At 68.5% G+C, this 20,822-nt stretch carries 21 protein-coding genes; 5 read left to right on the top strand and 16 right to left on the bottom strand.

Annotated features, from left to right (window positions below):
• Window positions 1-2: 2 nt before the first annotated feature.
• Window positions 3-641 carry a transferase hexapeptide repeat family protein gene (locus VH569_RS02305; protein ID WP_423313707.1) on the bottom strand — a complete coding sequence of 213 codons (639 nt, stop codon included), beginning with the start codon at window positions 639-641 and terminating at the stop codon, window positions 3-5.
• 274 nt (window positions 642-915) lie between these two features.
• On the opposite strand from VH569_RS02305, the gene VH569_RS02310 reads away from it, so the two are divergent.
• From VH569_RS02310 to VH569_RS02320, 3 genes are all read left to right on the top strand, one after another.
• A complete protein-coding gene (locus VH569_RS02310; RefSeq protein WP_423313709.1) occupies window positions 916-2,583 on the top strand; it encodes an FAD-dependent oxidoreductase in 1,668 nt (555 codons plus the stop codon).
• Window positions 2,584-2,610: 27 nt separating this feature from the next.
• A complete protein-coding gene (locus tag VH569_RS02315) occupies window positions 2,611-2,808 on the top strand; it encodes a DUF2783 domain-containing protein (protein WP_423313711.1) in 198 nt (65 codons plus the stop codon).
• A gap of 126 nt (window positions 2,809-2,934) precedes the next feature.
• Complete coding sequence (locus VH569_RS02320) at window positions 2,935-4,350, top strand: CocE/NonD family hydrolase (RefSeq protein WP_423313713.1); 1,416 nt, start codon at window positions 2,935-2,937, stop codon at window positions 4,348-4,350.
• A 77-nt stretch (window positions 4,351-4,427) separates the two neighbouring features.
• Here VH569_RS02320 and infC read toward each other — a convergent pair whose 3' ends face one another.
• The 5 genes from infC to VH569_RS02345 all read right to left on the bottom strand — a co-directional run bounded on the left by infC (window position 4,428) and on the right by VH569_RS02345 (window position 10,028).
• Window positions 4,428-4,955 (bottom strand): translation initiation factor IF-3, encoded by a 528-nt coding sequence (infC, locus tag VH569_RS02325; protein ID WP_423314117.1) that lies wholly within the window; start codon window positions 4,953-4,955, stop codon window positions 4,428-4,430.
• 84 nt (window positions 4,956-5,039) lie between these two features.
• Complete coding sequence (gene thrS, locus VH569_RS02330; protein ID WP_423313715.1) at window positions 5,040-7,004, bottom strand: threonine--tRNA ligase; 1,965 nt, start codon at window positions 7,002-7,004, stop codon at window positions 5,040-5,042.
• A 176-nt stretch (window positions 7,005-7,180) separates the two neighbouring features.
• The gene (locus VH569_RS02335) at window positions 7,181-8,455 is read right to left on the bottom strand and encodes an EAL domain-containing protein (protein ID WP_423313717.1); all 1,275 of its coding nucleotides are present in this window, start codon (window positions 8,453-8,455) and stop codon (window positions 7,181-7,183) included.
• Window positions 8,456-8,583: 128 nt separating this feature from the next.
• Window positions 8,584-9,657: a quinone-dependent dihydroorotate dehydrogenase gene (locus VH569_RS02340; RefSeq protein WP_423313719.1), complete on the bottom strand. Its 1,074-nt coding sequence runs from the start codon at window positions 9,655-9,657 to the stop codon at window positions 8,584-8,586.
• A complete protein-coding gene (locus tag VH569_RS02345; RefSeq protein WP_109048020.1) occupies window positions 9,654-10,028 on the bottom strand; it encodes a DUF952 domain-containing protein in 375 nt (124 codons plus the stop codon). Before VH569_RS02345 ends, VH569_RS02340 begins: the two co-directional genes overlap by 4 nt.
• A gap of 343 nt (window positions 10,029-10,371) precedes the next feature.
• Between VH569_RS02345 and VH569_RS02350 the strand changes: the two genes are divergently transcribed.
• Complete coding sequence (locus VH569_RS02350; RefSeq protein WP_109048021.1) at window positions 10,372-10,590, top strand: hypothetical protein; 219 nt, start codon at window positions 10,372-10,374, stop codon at window positions 10,588-10,590.
• A gap of 14 nt (window positions 10,591-10,604) precedes the next feature.
• Here VH569_RS02350 and VH569_RS02355 read toward each other — a convergent pair whose 3' ends face one another.
• From VH569_RS02355 to VH569_RS02400, 10 genes are all read right to left on the bottom strand, one after another.
• Window positions 10,605-10,925, bottom strand: coding sequence for a hypothetical protein (locus VH569_RS02355; RefSeq protein WP_376957341.1), 321 nt, complete (start codon window positions 10,923-10,925; stop codon window positions 10,605-10,607).
• A gap of 34 nt (window positions 10,926-10,959) precedes the next feature.
• Window positions 10,960-12,486 carry a phage terminase large subunit gene (gene terL, locus VH569_RS02360; protein ID WP_423313722.1) on the bottom strand — a complete coding sequence of 509 codons (1,527 nt, stop codon included), beginning with the start codon at window positions 12,484-12,486 and terminating at the stop codon, window positions 10,960-10,962.
• On the bottom strand, window positions 12,483-14,513 hold the full coding sequence (locus tag VH569_RS02365; protein ID WP_423313724.1) for a glycosyl hydrolase family 28-related protein: 2,031 nt from the start codon (window positions 14,511-14,513) through the stop codon (window positions 12,483-12,485). The genes terL and VH569_RS02365 overlap by 4 nt, the downstream gene beginning before the upstream one ends.
• Window positions 14,514-14,543: 30 nt before the next feature.
• Window positions 14,544-15,350 carry a hypothetical protein gene (locus tag VH569_RS02370; RefSeq protein WP_423313726.1) on the bottom strand — a complete coding sequence of 269 codons (807 nt, stop codon included), beginning with the start codon at window positions 15,348-15,350 and terminating at the stop codon, window positions 14,544-14,546.
• Window positions 15,350-17,245 (bottom strand): hypothetical protein, encoded by a 1,896-nt coding sequence (locus VH569_RS02375; RefSeq protein ID WP_423313728.1) that lies wholly within the window; start codon window positions 17,243-17,245, stop codon window positions 15,350-15,352. Before VH569_RS02375 ends, VH569_RS02370 begins: the two co-directional genes overlap by 1 nt.
• A gap of 13 nt (window positions 17,246-17,258) precedes the next feature.
• The gene (locus VH569_RS02380) at window positions 17,259-17,828 is read right to left on the bottom strand and encodes a hypothetical protein (RefSeq protein ID WP_423313730.1); all 570 of its coding nucleotides are present in this window, start codon (window positions 17,826-17,828) and stop codon (window positions 17,259-17,261) included.
• Window positions 17,829-17,909: 81 nt separating this feature from the next.
• Window positions 17,910-18,182, bottom strand: a complete 273-nt coding sequence (locus VH569_RS02385) for a hypothetical protein (protein ID WP_377808636.1) — start codon at window positions 18,180-18,182, stop codon at window positions 17,910-17,912.
• A 63-nt stretch (window positions 18,183-18,245) separates the two neighbouring features.
• Window positions 18,246-19,064 (bottom strand): phage capsid protein, encoded by an 819-nt coding sequence (locus tag VH569_RS02390; RefSeq protein WP_174471114.1) that lies wholly within the window; start codon window positions 19,062-19,064, stop codon window positions 18,246-18,248.
• 325 nt (window positions 19,065-19,389) lie between these two features.
• Window positions 19,390-19,614, bottom strand: coding sequence for a hypothetical protein (locus tag VH569_RS02395; protein ID WP_098739068.1), 225 nt, complete (start codon window positions 19,612-19,614; stop codon window positions 19,390-19,392).
• The gene (locus VH569_RS02400; protein WP_423313733.1) at window positions 19,611-20,057 is read right to left on the bottom strand and encodes a Fur family transcriptional regulator; all 447 of its coding nucleotides are present in this window, start codon (window positions 20,055-20,057) and stop codon (window positions 19,611-19,613) included. The genes VH569_RS02395 and VH569_RS02400 overlap by 4 nt, the downstream gene beginning before the upstream one ends.
• A 155-nt stretch (window positions 20,058-20,212) precedes the next feature.
• On the opposite strand from VH569_RS02400, the gene VH569_RS02405 reads away from it, so the two are divergent.
• A complete protein-coding gene (locus tag VH569_RS02405; RefSeq protein ID WP_423313735.1) occupies window positions 20,213-20,755 on the top strand; it encodes a superoxide dismutase family protein in 543 nt (180 codons plus the stop codon).
• Window positions 20,756-20,822 lie beyond the last annotated feature (67 nt).

Here is a 20,822-nt window from a genome sequence, read left to right on the forward strand (position 1 = left end):
GCTCAGGCTCCCTTCACCTTGTGAAGCGGCTGGCTGGTGCCGGCATCGACGCGGCCGCGGCCGGGCTCCTCCGCTTCCAGGGGCGCACAGGCGACCATGGTGGCGAGCGAGCGGCGGGCAAGGCGCTGGTATTCCTCCGTCCCCTCCGACTTCCAGGCGACCTCGTCGGGACGCAATTCGCGCATCACCTTGGCCGGCAGGCCGGCAACCAGCGTGCGCGGCGGCACGACGAAGCCGGCCTTGACGAAGGCCATGGCGGCGACGATGGACTCCTCGCCGATCTCCGCCCCGTCCATCACCACCACATTCATGCCCACCAGCGCATTGCGGCGGACGACGCAGCCATGCAGCACCGCGCCATGGCCGACATGGCCGTCCTCCTCGACGATGGCGTCATGGCCGGGGAAGGCGTGGATCGTGCAGTTGTCCTGAACGTTGCTGCTCCGGTGCAGGACGATCCGTCCGAAATCGCCGCGCAGGCTGGCGCAGGGACCGACATAGCAGCCGGGTCCGACGACCACGTCGCCGATCAGCACGGCGGAGGGATGGACGAAGGCGGTCGGGTCGATGACCGGGATCACGCCGTCGATGGCATAGACGGTCGGGCGCGGCAAGGTGGGAAAGGCGGTCGCGGCGGTCATGAGCGGGCGTTCCTCGGTGTCGCTGTTCGGCTGTCTTGTTCGGCTGTCTGCGGCCGATCTTTTGCCGCAAGGCTACACCGCCGCAGGCTGTACGCGATACTGATTTTCCGGCATAGTGAACATACCTGTATCGTTTCGCCGGCTCCCTTGCCGGGAGCGATGCAGGGGCTTGATTGGTATCAAATGAAACTGTATCGTTGGCAACAATAACAATCCGCCAACGCGCCCAGTCACGCTTTTCGGCGATCTTGGTTTCCGGGGGAGGAAACGCCCAATGCACGCGACCTTCAGCTATCCGAAATACAGCTTCACACCCTCCGAGGAACAGCGCACCGGCAGCGTCCGGCGCCATCCGGTGGTGATCGTCGGCGCCGGCCCGGTCGGGCTGACCGCGGCACTCGACTTCGCGCGCAAGGGCGTGCCGGTGGTGGTGCTGGATGCCGAGGACACCGTCAGCGTCGGCAGCCGCGCCGTCTGCTATGCCAAGCGCGCGCTGGAGGTGTGGGACCGGCTGGGCGTCGGCCAGCGCATGATCGACAAGGGTGTCGTCTGGAAGATCGGCAAGGTCTTCAACGGCGACCGCATGGTCTACCAGTTCGACCTGCTGCCGGAGCCGGACCACAAGATCCCCGCCTTCATCAACCTCCAGCAATATTACCTGGAGGATTTCCTGGTCGCGCAAGCCCGCAAGAGCGAGTTGATCGACCTGCGCTGGCTCTCCCGCGTCATCTCCGCCAGGCAGGAGGCCGACCATGTCGTGCTTCAGGTCGAGACGCCCGACGGCGTCCACGCGGTCGAGGCCGGCTGGGTCATCGCCTGCGACGGCGCCAAGTCGTCGGTGCGCAAGATGCTGGGGCTGGAGTTCCAGGGCGAGGTGTTCAAGGACCGTTTCCTGATCGCCGACGTGGTGATGAAGGCCGATTTCCCGGCGGAGCGCTGGTTCTGGTTCGACCCGCCCTTCCACCGCAAGCAGTCGGCCCTGCTGCACATGCAGCCCGACAATGTCTGGCGCCTGGATTTCCAGCTGGGCTGGGATGCCGACCCGGAGGAGGAGAAGAAGCCGGAGCGGGTCATCCCGCGCGTCCAGGCGATGCTGGGCGCCGACACGCCCTTCGAGCTGGAATGGGTGTCGGTCTACACCTTCCAGTGCCGCCGGCTAGAGCAATTCCGCCATGGCCGCATCCTGTTCGCCGGCGACAGCGCCCATCAGGTCTCGCCCTTCGGTGCCCGCGGCGCCAACAGCGGCGTGCCCGACGCCGACAATCTGGTGTGGAAGCTGGCCCTGGTGCTGGACGGCAAGGCGCCGGAATCGCTGCTGGACAGCTACAGCGACGAACGGGTGGCGGCGGCGAAGGAGAACATCCTGAACTCCACCCGCTCCACCGACTTCATCACGCCGAAAAGCGAGATGAGCCGGGTCTTCCGCGACGCCGTGCTGGAACTGGCGGTCGACCAGCCCTTCGCCCGCGCGCTGGTCAATTCCGGCCGGCTGTCGACCCCCACCACCTACACCGACAGCCCACTGAACACGCCGGACGCCGACAGCTTCGCCGGAAGGATGGTGCCGGGCGCCCCGGCCACCGACGCGCCGGTGGAGCGTGACGGCCAGTCCGGTTGGCTGATGGAGGCGCTGGACGGCCGCTTCACCGTGCTCTACGCCGCAGGTGACGGGCCGGTCCCGGCAGAGGTGGCGGAGGCGTTGGACAGCCTTGCCGCCGGGCCGCTGCCGCTGGCCTGGCACGCGGTGACCGACCGCCGCCGCGGCATCGCCGGGGAACTGGTGGACAGCGCCTGCCGGTTGCGCGAGCGCTATGACCTGACCCCCGGCAGCGTCTATCTGATCCGCCCCGACCAGCACATCGCCGCCCGCTGGCGCCGTTTCGACGCAGCGGCACTGTCCGCCGCGCTGGACCGCGCGGTCGGCCATGCTGCCGGCTGCTGATTCCCCGCAATTTCCGGAGCCCTTCCCATGGCCAAACTGATGACCGAGCAGCGCTTCGCCAGCCCGGACGACGTCTACCAGCTGCTGATCGACAGCCACCGCGATCTGACGCCCGACCAGAGCACCCGCCTGAACGCCAAGCTGATCCTGCTGCTCGCCAACCACATCGGCGACGCGGAGGTTCTGGCCGAGGCGCTGCGCGCGGCGCGGCAGGGGATGGAGTAGAGGGAAAGGTCAGGGAGGAGGCAGTCGTCAGCTGCCCCTTCCCCGCTCACCTCCCCCGCTGACGCCAAGTCCAAGATGGCGTACAAAGGCGCAAGAGCCCTTCCCTTGCGGAGACTGCGCCAGCCCATGATTCCCGCCATGACCCTGCGCCGCCTGTTCGCCCTGTTCTTCCTGCTGCTGTGCTGCGGTCCCGCCCTGGCCGAAGGTCTGACGCAGACGGCGCTGCCGATCCCGGCGCGCTTCCCCGACGGCACATCCGCCACGCTGGAGGCGATGCTGCTGCGGCCGGACGGGCCCGGCCCCTACCCCATCGCCATCCTCAGCCACGGCACGCCGCGCGACGCGGCGGAGCGGGCGCAGATGACACCATTGCGCTACCTGCCGGAAGCACGCGAGTTCGCGCGGCGCGGCTGGGCCGTGGTGGCGGTGATGCGGCGCGGCTATGGCGGGTCGGACGGCCCCTACAGCGAAACGACCGGCTCCTGCAACAACCCGGACTATCTGCGCTCCGCCCGCCAGAGCGCCGAGGATCTGCGGCAGGCTATCCGCTATGTGGCAGCGCAGCCCTTCGCCGACGCCAGCCGCATCCTGGCGGTGGGCGTGTCGGCCGGCGGGCTCGCCAGCATCGCGCTCAGCGCCGATCCGCCGCCGGGACTGAAGGCGGTCATCAGCTTCGCCGGCGGCCGCGGCTCCATCGCCGACAATCAGGTCTGCCAGGAAGACCGGCTGGTCGGTGCCTTCGGCACCATGGGCCGCACGTCGCGCGTTCCCACCCTGTGGATCTATGCCGAGAACGACCTGTTCTTCGGCCCCGATCTCGCGCGGCGCCTGTGGGAGGCCTTCACCCAAGCGGGCGGACAGGCTGAGTTCGTCGCCGCGCCGCCGAATGGCAAGGACGGGCATTTCTTCTTCAGCGCCGCCATCCCGCAATGGACGCCGATGGTCGACGGCTTCCTGACGAGGACCGGGCTGGCTCCGCGCGGCACGCCGATCATGGTCTCGCTGCCGGCACTCCCGCCGCCGCCGGAACTGTCGGCCGCCAACCGGGCCAAGTTCCCCGCCTATGTCGAAGCCGGCGGCAACAAGGCCTTCGCCGTCTCGCCCGACGGCGCCTTCGGCTGGAAGTCCGGCCTGCGCAGCCTGGACGAGGCGCAGAAGGGTGCCTTGGAAAACTGCATGTCGCACACCCAGAAGGGCTGCCGCATCGCCTATCTCAACGACCGCCCGGCCGGTGGGGCCGCCGACATGGCGGCTGCCGCCCCAATGGCCGCCCCGATGGCTGTCGCGCCGGATGGGCCGCGCGGCACGCGCGTCAGGCTGGAGCCGCCGCCGGAACTGTCCGCCGCCGGACGCGAGAAGTTCGACGCCTATGTCTCGGCAGCCGGACGCAAGGCCTTCGCCGTGTCGCAGGACGGCGCCTTCGGCTGGAAGGCCGGCATGCCGAGCGAGGACACCGCCCGCCGCGCCGCACTCGACAACTGCGCCAAATTCACCCGCCACACCTGCTATGTCGTCATCGTCGACGACCGGCCAATGCGCTGAGGCGCCAGCCTCGTCACCGCAAATGAAAAGGCCCGTCCGGCATCCCGGACGGGCCTTTTTCACACCGTCACCACAGGTCAGCGCGGTGCCAGCACCATGACCATCTGACGGCCTTCGAGCTTCGGCATCTGCTCGACCTTCGCCAGCGCCTCCAACTCGTCGCGGACGCGGACCAGCACATTCATCCCCAGATCCTGGTGCGCCATTTCACGGCCGCGGAAGCGCAGGGTCACCTTGACCTTATCGCCTTCCTCAAGGAAACGGCGCGCCGAGCGCATCTTCACGTCATAATCGTTGTCATCGATGTTCGGCCGGAGCTTGATCTCCTTGACCTCGATGATCTTCTGCTTCTTGCGGGCCTCGTTCGCCTTCTTCTGCGCCTCGTACCTGAACCTGCCATAGTCGAGGATTTTGCAGACGGGCGGCTCCGCCTGGGGAGCGATCTCGACCAGATCGAGACCGGCATCCTCGGCAGCCAGCAAAGCATCGCGCAACGACACCACCCCGATCATCTCGCCATCTGCACCGACGAGACGGACGGAACGAGCCGAGATCTCCCGGTTAACCCGCGGGCCATCGCGGGTCGGGGCGGCTTCGGACGTGATCCTGGCTATGGACGCTTCTCCATGGTCTGAAACCACGTGGAAGCCGGCCGTCCGGAGGAGCGGCCGGCGGCGTCACGCGGTCTGTTAGAATGGCGGGTCGGTCACGACATCGCCGGCTGGCGATTTCGCATCCTCAAGCAGTTTAGCAACCGCCGCGTCGAGGGCAAGAATTTCCTGATCCTTGCCGCCCAGCACGCGGAGCGCGACCGTCCGCTCTTCCGCCTCACGTTTTCCGACAACCAGCATCAGCGGCACCTTCTGCAGGCTGTGCTCGCGGACCTTAAGGTTGATCTTCTCGTTGCGGGTGTCGAGTTCAACGCGCAGGCCCTTGCGCTTCAACAGCTTGGCCACTTCCTCGGCATAGCCGTCGGCCTCGCTGGTGATGGTGGCGACGGTCACCTGGACCGGCGACAGCCACAGCGGGAACTTGCCGGCGTAATGCTCGATCAGCATGCCGATGAAGCGCTCCATCGACCCCAGGATCGCGCGGTGCAGCATGATCGGACGATGGCGGGCGCCATCTTCGCCGATATAGCTGGCATCGAGTCGTTCCGGCAGGTTCGGGTCATACTGCAAGGTGCCGCACTGCCAGGTCCGGCCGATGGCGTCGGTCAGGTGGAACTCCACCTTCGGGCCGTAGAAGGCACCCTCGCCGGGCAGCTCCTCATATTCCAGCCCGGCGTCGCGCAACGCCTGGGCCAGCGCGCCTTCGGCACGGTCCCACAGCTCGTCGGCGCCGGTGCGGACGTCCGGACGTAGCGCCAGCTTCACCGAGATCTTGTCGAAGCCCAGATCCTTGTAGACGCCGAGCTGCAGCTTGAAATACTCGGCCGCCTCGCTCTGCACCTGATCCTCGGTGCAGAAGATGTGGGCGTCGTCCTGGGTGAAGGCGCGCACGCGCATGATGCCATGCAGGGCGCCCGACGGCTCGTTGCGGTGGCAGGCGCCGAACTCCGCCATGCGGATCGGCAGGTCGCGGTAGGAGCGCAGGCCATGGCGGAAGATCTGGACATGGCCGGGGCAGTTCATCGGCTTGATGCCCAGCAGCTTCTCGCCGCCGTCGGCCTCCACCTTGAACATGTTGTCGCCATACATGTCCCAGTGGCCCGACGCCTTGAACAGCGAGCTGTCGATCAGCTGCGGCGTCTTCACCTCGACATAGCCGGCGGACTTCAGCTTGGTGCGGATGTAGTTTTCCAGCGTCTGGTAGAGCGTCCAGCCCTTCGGATGCCAGAAGACCGAGCCGACCGCCTCTTCCTGGACATGGAACAGGTCGAGTTCCTTGCCCAGCTTGCGGTGGTCGCGCTTCTCCGCCTCCTCGATCTGGTGCAGGTAGGCCTTCAGCTCCTTCTCGTCGCGCCAGGCGGTGCCGTAGATGCGCTGGAGCATCGGGTTGCGGCTGTCGCCGCGCCAGTAGGCGCCGGCCACCTTCATCAGCTTGAAGCCCTGGCCGACCTTGCCGGTCGTCATGGCATGGGGGCCGCGGCACAGATCCAGCCAGTCGCCCTGGCGGTAGATCGACACCGGCTCGCCCTGCGGGATCGCCTCGATCAACTCGGCCTTGTAATGTTCGCCAAGCTTCTTGAAGTAGGCGACCGCCTCGTCGCGGTCCCAGACCTCGCGGACGATGGGGATGTCGGCCCCGACGATCTCGCGCATCTTCGCCTCGATCTTCTCCAGATCCTCGGGCGTGAACGGCTCGTCGCGCGCGAAGTCATAGTAGAAGCCGGTGGCGATCGACGGGCCGATGGTGACCTGCGTGCCGGGATAGAGCTTCTGCACCGCGTCGGCCAGCACATGGGCGGCGTCGTGGCGGATGACCTCGAGAGCGTCGCCGTGGTTGCGCGTGACGATCTCGATCTTGGCGTTGGTGGTGACGGTGGTGGTGAGGTCCTTCACCGTGCCGTCGATCTTGACGGCAAGCGCATCTTTGGCCAGGCGCGAACCGATGGACTGGGCAATCTCGAGCCCCGTCACCGGCCGGTCGAACTCCCGCACGCTGCCGTCGGGCAGCGTGATGGCGATGTTGGACGTCACCGAAGTCACCATTTACTAGTGTTGGTCTCACCCGCATCGGGTGCCCGGACTTGGCCGGGAACGCGAAATTTCCATCGCCGCGTGGGGGAATGTCAAGCGCGGCTGCGGAAATCAAGGCTGTGGACAGGCCAACGCTGCATTGCCGCCACAACCCGGCATCGGTCCCATGCGGACAGCTGCCCCCGCCGTCACTCCGGTTTCCGGCTCAGCCGCGGTTCGCCGAACAGATAGCCCTGGCCGAAGTCGAAGCCGGTGTCGAGCACGTCGACCAGCTGGTTCTCCGTCTCGATCTTCTCGACGATCAGGTCGATCCCTTCGGCGGCGCAGCGGTGGCGCAGCTCGCGGATGCGCCCGGCGTTGGCGGGATCCAGCACCAGCGCACGGTCCAGCTTGATGCAGCGGAACTCGTGGCGCAGCAGCCGGTCCAGGTCGATGGCGAGGTCGGTCACCTGATCCATCGAGAAGCGGAAGCCCAGCCGCGCCAACTGCGACAGGATGCCCATCGTCACTGCCCCGCCCGCGCTCACGGCGTGCTGGCTCAGCTCGAACACCAGCTTGGGCACCAGGGCGTGGTTCTGCGCCATCATGTTCAGGAACTGGCGCATGAACTCCGCATCGGCCAGTGTGGCGGCGGAGATGTTGGCGAAGAAGCCGATGGCGTGCTGGCGCCTTTCCGTCTCGCGGATCAGCTGGACGCAACGCACCAGCTGCAAATTGTCGATGGTGGCGATCAGCCCTTCGCGCTCGGCGATGTCGAGATAGCGGTCGGGCATGATCTGCTGCCCGTCGGCGGCGCGCACGCGCGAAAACACTTCATAGAAGCGATGCTTGCGCTGGGGCAGGCTGACGATGGGCTGGAGATAGACGTCGATGCGGTCGGCCTTCAGCGCGTCGCGCACCGCCTCCAGCACCGCCGCATCGTCCATCGGGGGCGCGGCGGGAACGGCGGCGGCAGAAGGCGGTGCGGAGGGCGGTGCGGACGGCGCGGGACGGCGCTCCCCACTGGCGGACGGCGGACGGGGTGCACGCCGCTCGGTCAGGCGGGCGACCAGAGACTGCAGAAGCTTCACCTCCTGCATCACCGCGTCGTACCGCACCCCACCGTCGGGCTGGGCGTCGGGATCGGCCGCAAGCCGCCGCTCCAGCAGTTGGGCCAGTTCCTCCACCCGGTCGTTCAGGCGGGCGATGCGGCGGGCGGCCTTGCGCTCGCGCTCCAGCCGCGTCACCGCCTCATGGACCAGCGCGCCGGCCAGCACCACCAGCGCGCCCACCAGACACGCCACCAGCGGGTCGGCCTCCGGACGCAGCGCCCACAGCGCCGCACCGGCCGAACCGCCGGCGATCAGATAGGCCAGCGCATAGACGAGGTGCGTCAGCAGGGTCATCGCGGGAACCGGAGTGGTGGGCGCCGCCGCGGTCGGGACGGCGGTGCCGGGGCGGAAATCGGCGGTCAGGGCCTTCACGGGTTCGCAGCCTCCGGCAGGAGCATGATGCGGACCTTGCGGGCGTTCCAACCGTGGGACCCACTGTCGGGACGCCCGCTTGACGATCCGTTAATGCTACGCCGCCGCCGGCCCCACCCTGCGCGGGATCAGCGGTGATCGGCCCCCACCGCCTCGGCCACCGACCGGAAGCCGTCGCGGCGCAGCAGCCCCGCCAGTTCGCGGCGGATGCGGTGGACCACCGCCGGCCCGGCATAGACCATCGCCGAATAGAGCTGCACCAGCGAGGCGCCGGCACGGATCTTGGCATAGGCATCCTCGCCGGTCGCGACACCGCCGACGCCGACGATCGGCAGCTTGCCGCCGGTCAGCGCATAGATCTCGCGCAGGACGGAGGTGGAGGCCTCGAACAGCGGACGGCCGGACAGGCCGCCGGCCTCGCTGCGCATCGCCGCCGGAATGCTGTCGGGCCGGGCGATGGTGGTGTTGGAGACGATCAGCCCATCGATGCCGGACTCCAGCGCCACCGCAGCGATGTCGCTCTTGTCCTCCACCGTCAGGTCGGGGGCGATCTTCAGCAGCAGCGGCGGATTGCGGGTCAGGCCGCAGGACGCCCGCGCCTCCAGCACCCGTTCCAGCAGGGCACGCAGCGGGTCGCGGCCCTGGAGCGCGCGCAGGCCGGGCGTATTGGGGGAGGAGACGTTGACGACCAGATAGTCGGCCAGCGGCGCCAGCCGGCGCACGCCGATCACATAGTCGTCGGCGGCGTCCACCGTGTCCTTGTTCTTACCCAGGTTGGCGCCGACGATGCCGGGCGCCCGCTTGGCCGAGTCACGGCGACGCTCCAGCCGCTGGGCGAAGGCCTCCAGCCCCTCGTTGTTAAAGCCCATGCGGTTGATCACCGCGCGCTGCTCCACCAGCCGGAACAGGCGGGGGCGCGGGTTGCCGGGCTGGGGCCGCGGGGTGACGCTGCCGGGCTCGACGAAGCCGAAGCCCAGGTTGAGCATGGCGTCGACCACCTCGGCATTCTTGTCGAAGCCGGCGGCCAGCCCGACCGGGTTGGCGAGGTCCAGCCCCCACACGCGGGTGTGCAGCGCCGGCTCGTCCCTGCCGCGGGCCGGCGGGACCAGTCCGGACTTCAGCGCCTTGATGGTCAGGCCATGCGCGGTCTCAGGGTCGAAGCGGAACAGCAGCGGCCCGGCAAGCGGATAGAGGTCGATCACGGAACGAGGTCCTGAAGGGTGAAGGGAAAGCCGGCCGGGAAGACATGGCGCCCGTCCGGTCCCAGCGGCAGCGGATCGACCCGCAGCGCGGCGTCCACCGGCAACGGCCCGTAGAGGTGCGGGAACAGCTGGCCGCCGCGCGACGGTTCCCAGCGCAGGGCATCGCCCAGCCGGTCGGCGTCCACCGTCAGCAGCAGCAGGCCGTCCTGGCCGGCGCGGTGCTTGGCCGCACTCTCCACCACCTGTGCGGCGGTCGAGAAATGGATGAAGCCGTCCTGGACGTCCTGGGACGAGCCGGGATAGCGGCCGGCCGGGCGGGCGGCATCCCACTCGTCCGCACGGCACATGTGGTGAATGATTCGGTCGGTCATGACGGTCGGACACTAACGCAATGCATGCCCAGCGGCCAGAGACCTCGAAGCCGCAGCTTCGCCGTAACGGGTCGCAGCCCGCGGATCGTGACCGATGGCACAACGCAAGATCGACTCCCCGATTGCAATTCCGCACGCTTCGCGCGTTGCATTTTGCAAAGCACACTCGAAACTATTCGGCATTTTGCGGGTATTTTTGAAATTCGGCTGCGGCATTCGTCCCTAGATTATGGGCATTGCCCGCTCAACCCCCGCGAATCCCCCGGAATTCCTGGCTTTGGGCCGCCTCAGGCGGTTGGCACCGCTTTTGCTGTGACAGAAGCAAGTCAACGGAGGACCCGCCATGAACGCCATCTCCATGAGCCTGCTGAAGAAGACCTCGTCCTGCGAAACGGATCTGGGCGCGTCGGTCACCGCCATGGGCGCGCTGTGCGAGCCGGGTCAGACCGCGGTCCCACTGAAGCCGAGCGCCACGATGCTGGCGGCGGGCGCGCGGGCCGGCGGCGTGTCGGTCGAAATCGCCTGGAAGATCTACCAGGCGATGATCCACCACGCCGACTGACCCGGCTTTTCCAGTCAGCGCCGTCCGCCTTCGAACGGCATGAAGCCCGAATCGAGCTTGGTCTCTATCCGCAGCAGATGGTCGGTCAGACGCTGCTCGACGTCCTTGAGAGTCGCGAAGGAGACATAGGTCTTCGCGACCTCCAGCTTGTATGCGGCAAGGCTCTCGCGCACCTGCGCCTGGGCCTCCTCCGCCCGGTTGCGCAGATCGTCCAGCGCGCTGTCCGCATCCTTGCGCACCCGCGCGATCAGCCAGAACAGCCCGCCCAGCGCCGGCAACTCGACGGCGGTGATCCACCAGGCGAGATCCAGGCCTGCGGTCAGTGATTCATGCATCGGGGTCTCCCGTTCATGTGGGTGTGGAAACGACTCAAAGCTCCCAGTCCGCAGGGGCCACCACGGCGCCCGCACCGCGCCAGTCGGCGCGGCGCTCGGGCGGGGTGGTGCTGCGGTCGAAGCGGTACGGTTCGGCGCCCAGGCAGCCGGCCACCGCGTCCAGCCCGTCGTCGGGCCCGCGATAGCGGCCATCCGGGCGCCAGTCGCGCATTTCGCGGATCAGCGGTGTTTGCCAGACCTGCCGGTGGGCCAGCAGGCGGCGGTCGGCCAGCAGGGCGTCGAAGGCCTTGATGATGCGCTGCGCCTTGGGCGTCCGGCTGTTCTGCTCGACCACGCCTGCGGCCAGCCGGTCGTCGCGCAGCCGCTTGCGCAGCAGTCCGGGCAGGAAACGGCCGAGACCGTTGATCTCGATGTGGACCGCCGGCAGATGGTTGTCGGCCAGGAAGCGGGAGACCTGCATGCATTGCTGGTCGGCCTCCGTCTCCTCCGCCCTGGGATCGACGGACAGATACAGCACCCGGTGCAGGTAGAAGTGCTCATTCTCCCCGGCGAAGACGGCGGCGACCACGCTGCCGTCGCCGCCTTTGGACCTGCCGTCCCCCTCCCCCGCCGGCCGGGCGAAGGCCGGATCCCACCAGCAGGTGGCGGAGACCATCTTCACCCCGTCCAGCGTCAGCACCGCGCGCCCCAGCGCCTCGCGATACTCCAGCTCCGCGTCGTAGCGGCCGAGCTTTTCGACATTCAGCACCCCGTCGGTGACGCTGACCGGACGCAGCAGCATCTGGCTGGTGAATTTGTTGGGACCGGTCGATTTGCGGATGCGGGCGACATGCGCCTCGCCGAAGCGCTCCTTCCAGGCGTAGCTGCGGTTGCCTTCGGCATCCTCGGTGTAGACCGGCAGGACCAGCCGCTCGAACCCGTCCAGGAAGGGCGGACCGCCGTCGTCGCTCTCCCCGGCATAGAGGCTGTCCTGCGCATGCGGCGTGCCGACATAGAGCTGCGCCCCGCCCGGCACCAGCACATACTCCAGCTCCGACAGCCGTTCGCGCAGGGCCGCGCGCTTCACCGCGGTGTCGGCGTTGCGCGGCACCTCCACGTCGTCGCAGATCACCACGTCGGCACGGCTGCCGGTGATGTTGCCGCCGATGCCGGCCGCCGCCATCGACGGGTCGCGCAGTTCCATCGGCCGCACCACGGTGAAGCGGTCGGCCGCCCACTGATCCCGCACCGATGAGGGCGGCTTCAGGTGGCTGCAATCGGGATGGCGTTCCAGGATGCGCTTGACGTTGCGCACCATCTTCATCGCCAGCTTCAGGTCGGCGGCCAGCACCAGCAGCCGCCGGTTGGGATCGCGCAGCAGCAGCCAGGCCGCGAACAGCCCGACCAGCGTCGATTTGCCCGACCCGCGGAAGGCCATCAGCAGCATGCGCCGGCTCTGCCCGGCCATATGATCCTCCAACCAGCCAGCCATCCGCGCATGGTGGGCGGGGGTCTTCAGCTCCACCATGGCGTTCCAGCCCTGGACGAAGGCGCGGAAACCGTCGTCGTCCTTTTCCTTCATGGATTCCGCCCCAGGATGTGCCAGCCGGCACCGTTCGACATCGCCGTCACCGCATGGCCCTGCGCGGTCAGCGCGATGGCCTCGCTGTCCGGCCCGCCGCCGCCGGCCTGGGTGACGGTGACGCGGTTGCCGCCGGTGTCGGACTTCTTGATGGTGACCGTGCGGCCGACCGCATGCAGGGCCGAGGGCGTCGGCAGCCGCACCTCCACCGCCCCGTTCCAGGCGCTGACCAGATAGAGCTGCTGGTTCAGGTCCGGCTCGAACAGGCCGGGAGCCTCGTGATAGCGGGCGTTGCCGGGCGGGCTGTTGCCGGCGACGATCCACCAGCCGGCCCCGTTCGACACCAGCGTCACGAAGTCGTACCGGTTGCCCAGCGACAGCACCCGCCCGTCCGGCCCCGGCCCGCCGGTCTCGGTCACTGTGAGCGGGTTGGTCGACGCATCGGTGCGCTTGATCGTCACCGCATGGCCGTTGGCGTCCTCGGCCTTGGGGAGCCGCAACTCCACCGCCCCGGCATAGGCGCTGGCCAGATAGACCGAACTGGTCAGGTCCAGCGCCATCACCCCGCCCCCGGCCGGCTCGACATACTCGGTGTCGTAGCGCAGGGCCTCCACCACCAGCTCGGTGATGCGGCTGCGCTGGAGCCGGTTCTTCTCCGGATAGCCAGCATTGACCGCCGTATAGCGCCCACCCGACCGGTCGAGGATCGCCGGCCCGGCGGCGGCGGAGAACAGGTTGACGACCGCCGTCTCCACCGATCCGGCATCCAGTTGCAGGTTCGGCAGGGCGCCCAGCGATTCGGCGTAGAAATTCACGATCAGCGTCTTGTCGGTGACGGCACCGACACGGAAACAGGCTTCCGCCTCGGGCCACAGATTGGCCTCGCAGTCGAAGAAGGCGTTGTTGAACCGCCCCTGCTCGACGAAGAAGCCGCAGCCGCTCATCGGCGCCGACAGCGAATAGACCCGCACGGCCTGGAAGCGGTTGGCGTTCGGCGTATCGCCCGCCCCCGTCCGCGTCAGCCACACCCCATGGCGCGACGGCCGCGCCACCAGCACGCGGGCGATGTTGTTCCAATAGCAGGGCAGGTTCGGATCGGTGTGGCCGTCGAAGACCAGCCCCACCTCCGGCTCCCACAGCGTCAGGTCGGTCAGGCTGTTCTGCACGCAAGCGCCGTCGCGTCCGAACAGCCGTACCCCCGCCTTGCCCTGCTCCAGCCGCAGGCCCGACAGGGTGGCGTAGCCGTCCGGCAGATGGATCAGGTCGAATCCGTTCGACGCCCCCCGGATCACCGACGCCTGCCCCGCCCCATACAGCGTCTGGCCATGGCCGAGCGTCAGCGTGTTGGCGATGCGGTAGCTGCCCGGCGGCACGAACACGGCACGGGCGGAGGTCAGCGCCGCCTGCAAGGCCAGCGTGTCGTCGACCAGCCCGTCGCCTGCCGCGCCGAAATCCTTCACCGACACGAGATCGGCCAGCTTGTCGCGCACCGGCCGGGCGGTGGCCCCGGCCCCCGGCGGCACATAGGTCGCCAGCGCCTCCTCGTCCACCGGCGGGCGGATTGTCGGGTTGCCGGCGCTGTCGAAGGCCAGCAGCTTGCCCCGGCGCAAGGCCCGCTCCGGCAGCAGGGGGGAGGCCGGCAGGTCGCTGTCGCCATAGCGCAGCATCAACTCCTGATCGCCCGCCACCTGCTGGAGCATGGCCGTCAGCCGGTCCAGCTCGCCGTTGAGGGCGGCGGCCGGCAGCGGCCCGCTCTCGCCGAAATCGCTGCGCCGTTCGATGGGCAGGCGCCGGCGCAGCAGCACGACGGTCCCCTCGGCCGGTGCGGCGGCGAAAGTCACCGCGCCGCCCGCGGTCGTACCGGATCCGCTGACCGCATAGCCGGTGCTCTGGAGCGCCGCACCCAGGAAGACCTGGAGATCCTCGCTGGCAAAGATCGGAAACGGGTAGGTAAAGACCCGCTGCATGCCGTCTGCGAGATACTGGACGCGCGGGGTTCCGCGCGGGATGAGAAGCGGCGTGGACATCGGGGGGTCTCCGGAGGATGGAGCCGTTCCTCAAAAGAACTTGCTCATGTATTCCAGTCGCTGACGGTCGGCGAGTTGCGACAACTCCAGCAGGTTGCGGCGCTTGGCATCGTCCAGCCCCTGCTGGATGGCGGCGCGTTTCAGCTGATCGGTCGCCTGGGCATCCTTGCGCTCGGTTTCGCTGGAGTTGGTCAGACCCAGCAGGATCGCCTCGCCCGACCCGTCCTGGGCGGTGACTCCCCGCGCACCCAACCCGGCGCGGGTCTTGCTGACAGCCTGGCGCAAGGCGGCCAGCCGCCGCTGTTCCGCGGCATCCGCCGCGGCGGTCAGTTGGGCGAGCTGGGTCTGCGCATCGGTCTCCCTGGCGCGGACGGTCTCGTCCTGGCCGGCGCGCAGCTGAGCCAGCGTCTGCTCCTGTGCTCCGCGGAAATCGTCCATCTCCTTGGCCCGCGCCGCCGCCGCCGCGGCCGCCGCAGTTTCGTCCTTCTGGCGCTGAAGCTCCTGTTCCTGTTGACGCAACTCGGCGTCATGCGCCCATTGGCGGGCCTGCGCCTCGGCCTCCAGCTGGGCCTGCTGCTGGCGGGAAGTCGCTGCCGCCTGGGCGCTGCGCTCGGCCGCTGCCGCTTCCTCGCGATATTTCTGTTCCAGCGCCGCCTGCGCGGCTGCGGCCTGCGCCGCATCCTGCTGGCGCTTGTATTCGAGTTCGGCCGCGGCCTGCTGGGCGGCGGCCTGTTGCGTGGCGGCGCTGGACGATGCGGCGCCGGCATTGCGCACGGTGCCGATGACGGAGTTCGCCAGCGGCAGCGCCGTGGTCACGAGGGGAGTGATTCCACCCATCAGTCATTCACCTTCAGTTCCATGGTCACGGAAAGCAGCGTGAAAGGCAGCGGCGCATCCTGTTCGATGCGCCATAGCGGGACATCGGTGTCGTGGCGCCAGCCGAGCGCCCGTAGCCGCCGGTCGCCCGACACCCGCGGCGGCACCCCGCCGGCCGGTTGCGGCCCCAGCCGGTGAAGCGGAAGTTCCTGCAACCCGCGTCCCAGATCGACGCGCAGTGCCGCTGTCTCCTCCAACCGGAAGGTGACGGCGACCAGCCGGACGATGTCGGCCCCGGCCGCCTGCCCCAGCAGGTTGGGCGGCAACGGCTCGATCCGGTGGGTGTAGGGCAGTCCGATCTCGATTTTGCGCGCCGGCGGGTCGAGCGTGACGCTGCCGGCCTGGACGGTGGCGGGGTTGCGGATCACCCCGTCGGCGACGACGGCGACCGTCCGTCCCTCCAGATGCGCCAGCCCGCCCCAGACGGCGGTTGCCTCACCCCGCTCCGCCGTGATGGCGGTGTCGAGGTTCAGCCCGTCGTCGAACCGCTCGACGGTCCACACGCCCCGCCGCTCCACCAGCGTGTAGACCTCGTCCCCCACCGCGGCGACGGAGCGCACAGCCCCGTCGGTCTCCAGCAGGGTCCAGGCGGTGACATCCTCCGCTCGGTAGGCGGTCAGCGCCCCCAGCGTGCCGTCCTCCATCGCGACGAACAGCAGCCGGCGGTTCTGGTCGTAATCCTGGTCGCGCGGGCCGGCCATCAGATGGCGGGCCAGCAATGCCAAGTCGTTCGCCTGGTAGGCCGCCTCGGTGTCGGTGTAGAGGAACTCGCGGATTTCGCGCCGGTTGCGCGGCACGAACAGCGTCGCCCCCTCCACGTCGCGCGGCGGGATGGCGCGGTCCATCGGCGAGCCGATGCGCGTCTGCCGGTTGACCTGCATGCTCTGCGGGGTCAGCGGGTCGCCGGTCACCATATACTCGGCGCCCGAGGTGAAGATCTGCAGATGCCGGCCGGAGAAGACGGCGCGCACCGCATTGACCTGATCGGACAGGATGCCGAACTCGATGGCCTGATCGTCCAGCCCCTCGCCCAGATCGAAGTTCCAGATCTGGGCGGAGCGCGACAGCCACAGCCGGTTGGGCAGGTCGCGCGACCCGCCGATCACCAGCCGGTCCTGATGGAAGGCCGCCGACACCGGCCAGCCGCGATAGGCAGAGAAAGCCTGTTCCTCCCAAGCCGTCGTCGGCTGGGTGTCGGCCAGCGTCTCCTTCACCGTGGCGTTCACCTGCGTCGCCGACACCACGCCGGTCACCAGCAACTGCCTGCCCTTGATGCGGATCCGGGTGCCGTCATGGCGCGGATCGAAGACGGGAGCCGACGCGGTGACCGTGATCGCCCCAGTGGTGCCAGACGGCGTCAGCGTCACCGCCGGATCGCCGAAGCGGTGGAAGGGGATGCGCACCAGTTCGCCCTCGACCGCGAAGATCCAGTCCGACAGCGTCCACCCGCCATCGTCGCTGCGCGTCAGCTTGCGCGGCGGCAAATCGGGATGGCAGACCAGCAGCGTGTCGGCGCTCTGCGTCCAGGTGATCTGCGCCAGTTGCGTCAACGTCCAGGGGGCGGCGACCGACGCCAACCGGGTGCCGCCCTGGAACACGTCGATCCAGCGGTCGGTGAAGACCAGCAGATAGGTCTGCTCGGCATTGCGCTCGAACGCCACCAGCCGCCCGTCGCCACGCGCCAGCGCGGTGAAGGCGAGCCCCGACCGCCGCGTCACCCCGCCGGTCGGGTCGATGAACAGGTTGCGCAAAGCCAGCGCACCGTTGTCGTAGGCCTTGAGGTCGCCGCGCCCCAGCAGGCGGCGCGACACCTCGCCGGCGGTGAAGTTGGTCTTGACCTGATGCAGCCGTCCCATCACGCCCTCCCCGTCAGGATCTCGCGTCGATCAGGGTGAAGTCCTCGAAGCCGGGCTGGCTGTCCTGCTGGGCGTCGATCTGGCGGGCGCGGCGGAATTCGCTCTCGGCCTGCTGGGCCAGCAGTTCCGCCCGCGTCGAGCTTTCGGTCAGCGGCAGGCAGAACTCGGCAGCCAGCCGGGCGATCAGCGCCTGATCGAAGAAGGCGGGAAACTCCTCCTCCGCCGGGCGGCCGATGTAGGACAGGGTGACGGTGCCGGCATCGCACAGCAGCGTGCGTCCGACGATGCGGTAGGACAGGCCGCGCCCCCGCCCCCCGCCCCCCGCTCCCAGCGCCCGCAGGAAGCCGGCCGGCAGCTGGAAGGCATTGGCATAATCGGCGACAGGCGGCTCGGCCAGCCGCGGCAGCGTGGCCTGCACGTTGGCGAAGCTCCAGGCGTTGGCCGACAGCAGTGCATCGCGCGTCGGCCCGTAAAGCGCGGCGGCCACCTCCGCCTCGGCTGAGCCGTCTTCGAAGGAAGCGATGGCGGTGGCGCCGAGCTTGATCAGCGCACGGCCGCACAGGCCGATGGCGGTCAGGGACATGGGACATGTCTCCGGGTAGCGGACGTGAAGCGGGAGGCGAGCGGAAGGCGCCGTCGGTACGGCGCCCTTCCCTTCGGTGGATCAGTCGCTGTTGACGCTACCGAACGGCGTCAGGTTGGCGACATCGACGGCCCCGTTGGCGCTGGCCGCCACCACCAGCACGCCGGTGGCGGGGGTGGCGCTGCCGACCGCGCAGTTCGCCAGCAGCATGTCGCCCACCCGCAACAGATCGGCCGCCCCGTTGAAATAGCCGGCGGTGTCGACGTCGGTCGCCACGTCATGGGTGGTGTAGTGCCAGAGCGTGAAGCCGTTCGCATAGGCGAGCACGCTCAAATCCTTGGACGCATAGGCCATGGATCGAAAACTCCGGATTTTGTGTGGGGGATGCGGACGGGAGGGCAGCTCACCCTCCTCCGTTCAGCTCTCCAGGCAGCGCAGGGTGACCACGCCGCTGGTGTCGATCAGTGCGGCGCCCTGGCTCATCATGTTGTTGACGAAATGCGCCGCACGGTCGCCGTGCCAGGTGATGTCGGTCTTCACGTCGGCACCCGCCGCATGGCCGACCGCCGTCTTGTGGTACCAGTGGCAGAGCCGGACGTTGCCGCTCAGCGTCAGGCCGGAATGCGGCAGCCACAGCGTGCCGAGCCAGCGCTTGGCCTGGGTGCCGCGCCAAGGCAGCTCGTCGGAACCGACATAGTCGGCGCTGGCGAACTCCTCGATCCCCAGCAGCTGGCTCCACTGCTTCCAGCCGACGACGGCATAGCGCTGGCCGTCGTCCGGCACGTCGGCCTCGCCCATCATCTCGAAGGCCGTCAGGATCTTGGCCTTGGTCAGCCCGTCGGTGGCGCTGCCGGCATAGTTGACGGACCTGTTCAGCTCGGCGATCAGCAGCTCGTCGGTCTTGCGGCCCAGCGCATAGGCGCCGGCATTGGCGATGATCTGCCGCTCGTCGATGTTGGTCTTCAGCTCGTCCAGCCGGTCGACCCAGTCGCCGGCATAGAAGTCGTACAGCGCGCACTCCACCGGCGTGTGGTCCAGGTTCATCACCGGAACAGCGCCGTGGCGCGACTTGGTGGCGGCGGCGCCCTTGCCGACCTTCTGGAAGACGGTGGAAGCGCCCTGCACATTGTTCTTGCCGCGCACCGTGTTGCGCAGCTTGGAGCCCATGCGCTGGTAAGCCTCATGGACCTCGCGCTCGAACTGCTTGACGAATGCCTGGGCGATGCTGGTCGACATGGGTATGATTTCCTTTCGCGTTCCTGCGGATCCCGCGGGGAGCATGGCGGGGGGATTCGTTCCGCCATCCGGTTGTCGGGGGTGCGTGCAGGACGCAGCGCCGGCCGCGGGCGAAACGCGAAAACAAAAAGGGCCGGCCGGACTTGAGAGTGTCCGGCCGGCCCTTTTCGGACCGAAGCGAGGGGGGAGCTCTGGTGCTGTCGGGCGTAAGGTCCGGGGGCGGACCCGTCGCCTTGACAGGGTTGGTTTTAGGATTTTATGCGGTGGTGATCAAGGACTATTTTCATAAAACCATCCGCCGGAGACTGTCTTGCCGCCGGGAACCTCAATGCCGGACCGGACCCGCCACCCAATGGCTGACGATGGTCTCCGCCTGGGCCGGCGGAATCTCCGGATGGTGGTAGCGGTAGACGGTCACCGCCGCCTCCAGCGCATAGCGCTCCGGCTGGCCGCAGCGGCACAGGCCGGAGTAGCAGCGCTGTACCGCATTCCGGCAGGCGATGGCCTCGGCGATGGGCTGGTCGGCCTCGGGGAAACGGGGATCGGTCATGGACGCTCCTCCTCATCCCGGGCGCCGTCGGCCGCGTCGTCCAGCGGCACCCCGTAGATTTCAAGCCGGTGGCCGACGATCCTGTAGCCAAGCTCGTGGGCAATCCGCTCCTTCATCGCCTCCAGCTCCGGGCTGGCGAATTCGATGATCCGGCCGGTGCGGGTGTCGATCAGGTGATGGTGGTGGTCCGCCGTCGCCTCTTCATAGCGGGCGCGGCCGTCGCCCAGGTCGACGCGCTCGATCACCTGCGCGTCCTCCAGCAGCCGCATGGTGCGGTAGACGGTGGCGATGGAGATGCGCGGGTCGATCTGCACGGCGCGGCGATGCACCTCCTCGACGTCGGGGTGGTCGTCCGCCTCCGACAACACCTGTGAAATGACACGACGCTGGCCGGTCATCTTCAGGCCCTTTTCCATGCACAACGCTTCCAGACGCGACGTCATAACCCCAACCCTGGTCTTTGCTTGCCGATGCCCCCATCATACTGAAAACCGTTCGCAATCCCAGAGCGGTTTCGCAGCGGCGTAAAGTCGTCACCCGCCGGCCGTCCAGGCGCGCCGGCCAACAGGCCAACACTCAAGACGGAGGACCCACCAGAATGCCCCGCACCCTGTCCCTCGCCCCGGCCCTGCTGTTCGCCGGCCTGTCGCTGGCCGCCGCTCCGGCACTGGCCCAGCAGTCCGCCCCAGCCCCTGCTCCCGCCGCCCAGGCCGCCGTCGCCGACGCGCAGGGCAAGCCGCTGGGCACCGTCACCTTCACCAAGTTCCCGCACGGCATCCTGGTGCATGGCCAGCTGGAAGGACTCTCGCCGGGCTGGCACGGCATCCACATCCACGAAAACGGCGCCTGCACCCCCGATTTCAAGGCGGCCGGCGGCCATTTCGCCGCCCAGGGCGCCAAGCACGGGCTTGAGGCCGAGCATATGCATTACGGCGAGCTGCCCAACATCTGGGCCAACGAGGCCGGCAAGGCCGGGTTCGAGGCGATCACCCACATGGTAACCCTGACCGACGGAGCCGACGGCCTGTTCAAGCAGGGCGGCACCTCGATCATCGTCCACGCCCAGCCCGACGATTACCTCAGCCAGCCGGCCGGCAATTCCGGCGACCGCCTCGCCTGCGGCGTCATCAAGAAGCCGTAAGCGTCCGCAGGCATCGGGGCGCGACCATATGCCGCAAGAGAGCATAGCCGGTTCGCGCCCCTTTCCT

This window comes from Azospirillum sp. 11R-A (assembly GCF_049472615.1).
GTDB lineage: Bacteria > Pseudomonadota > Alphaproteobacteria > Azospirillales > Azospirillaceae > Azospirillum > Azospirillum palustre.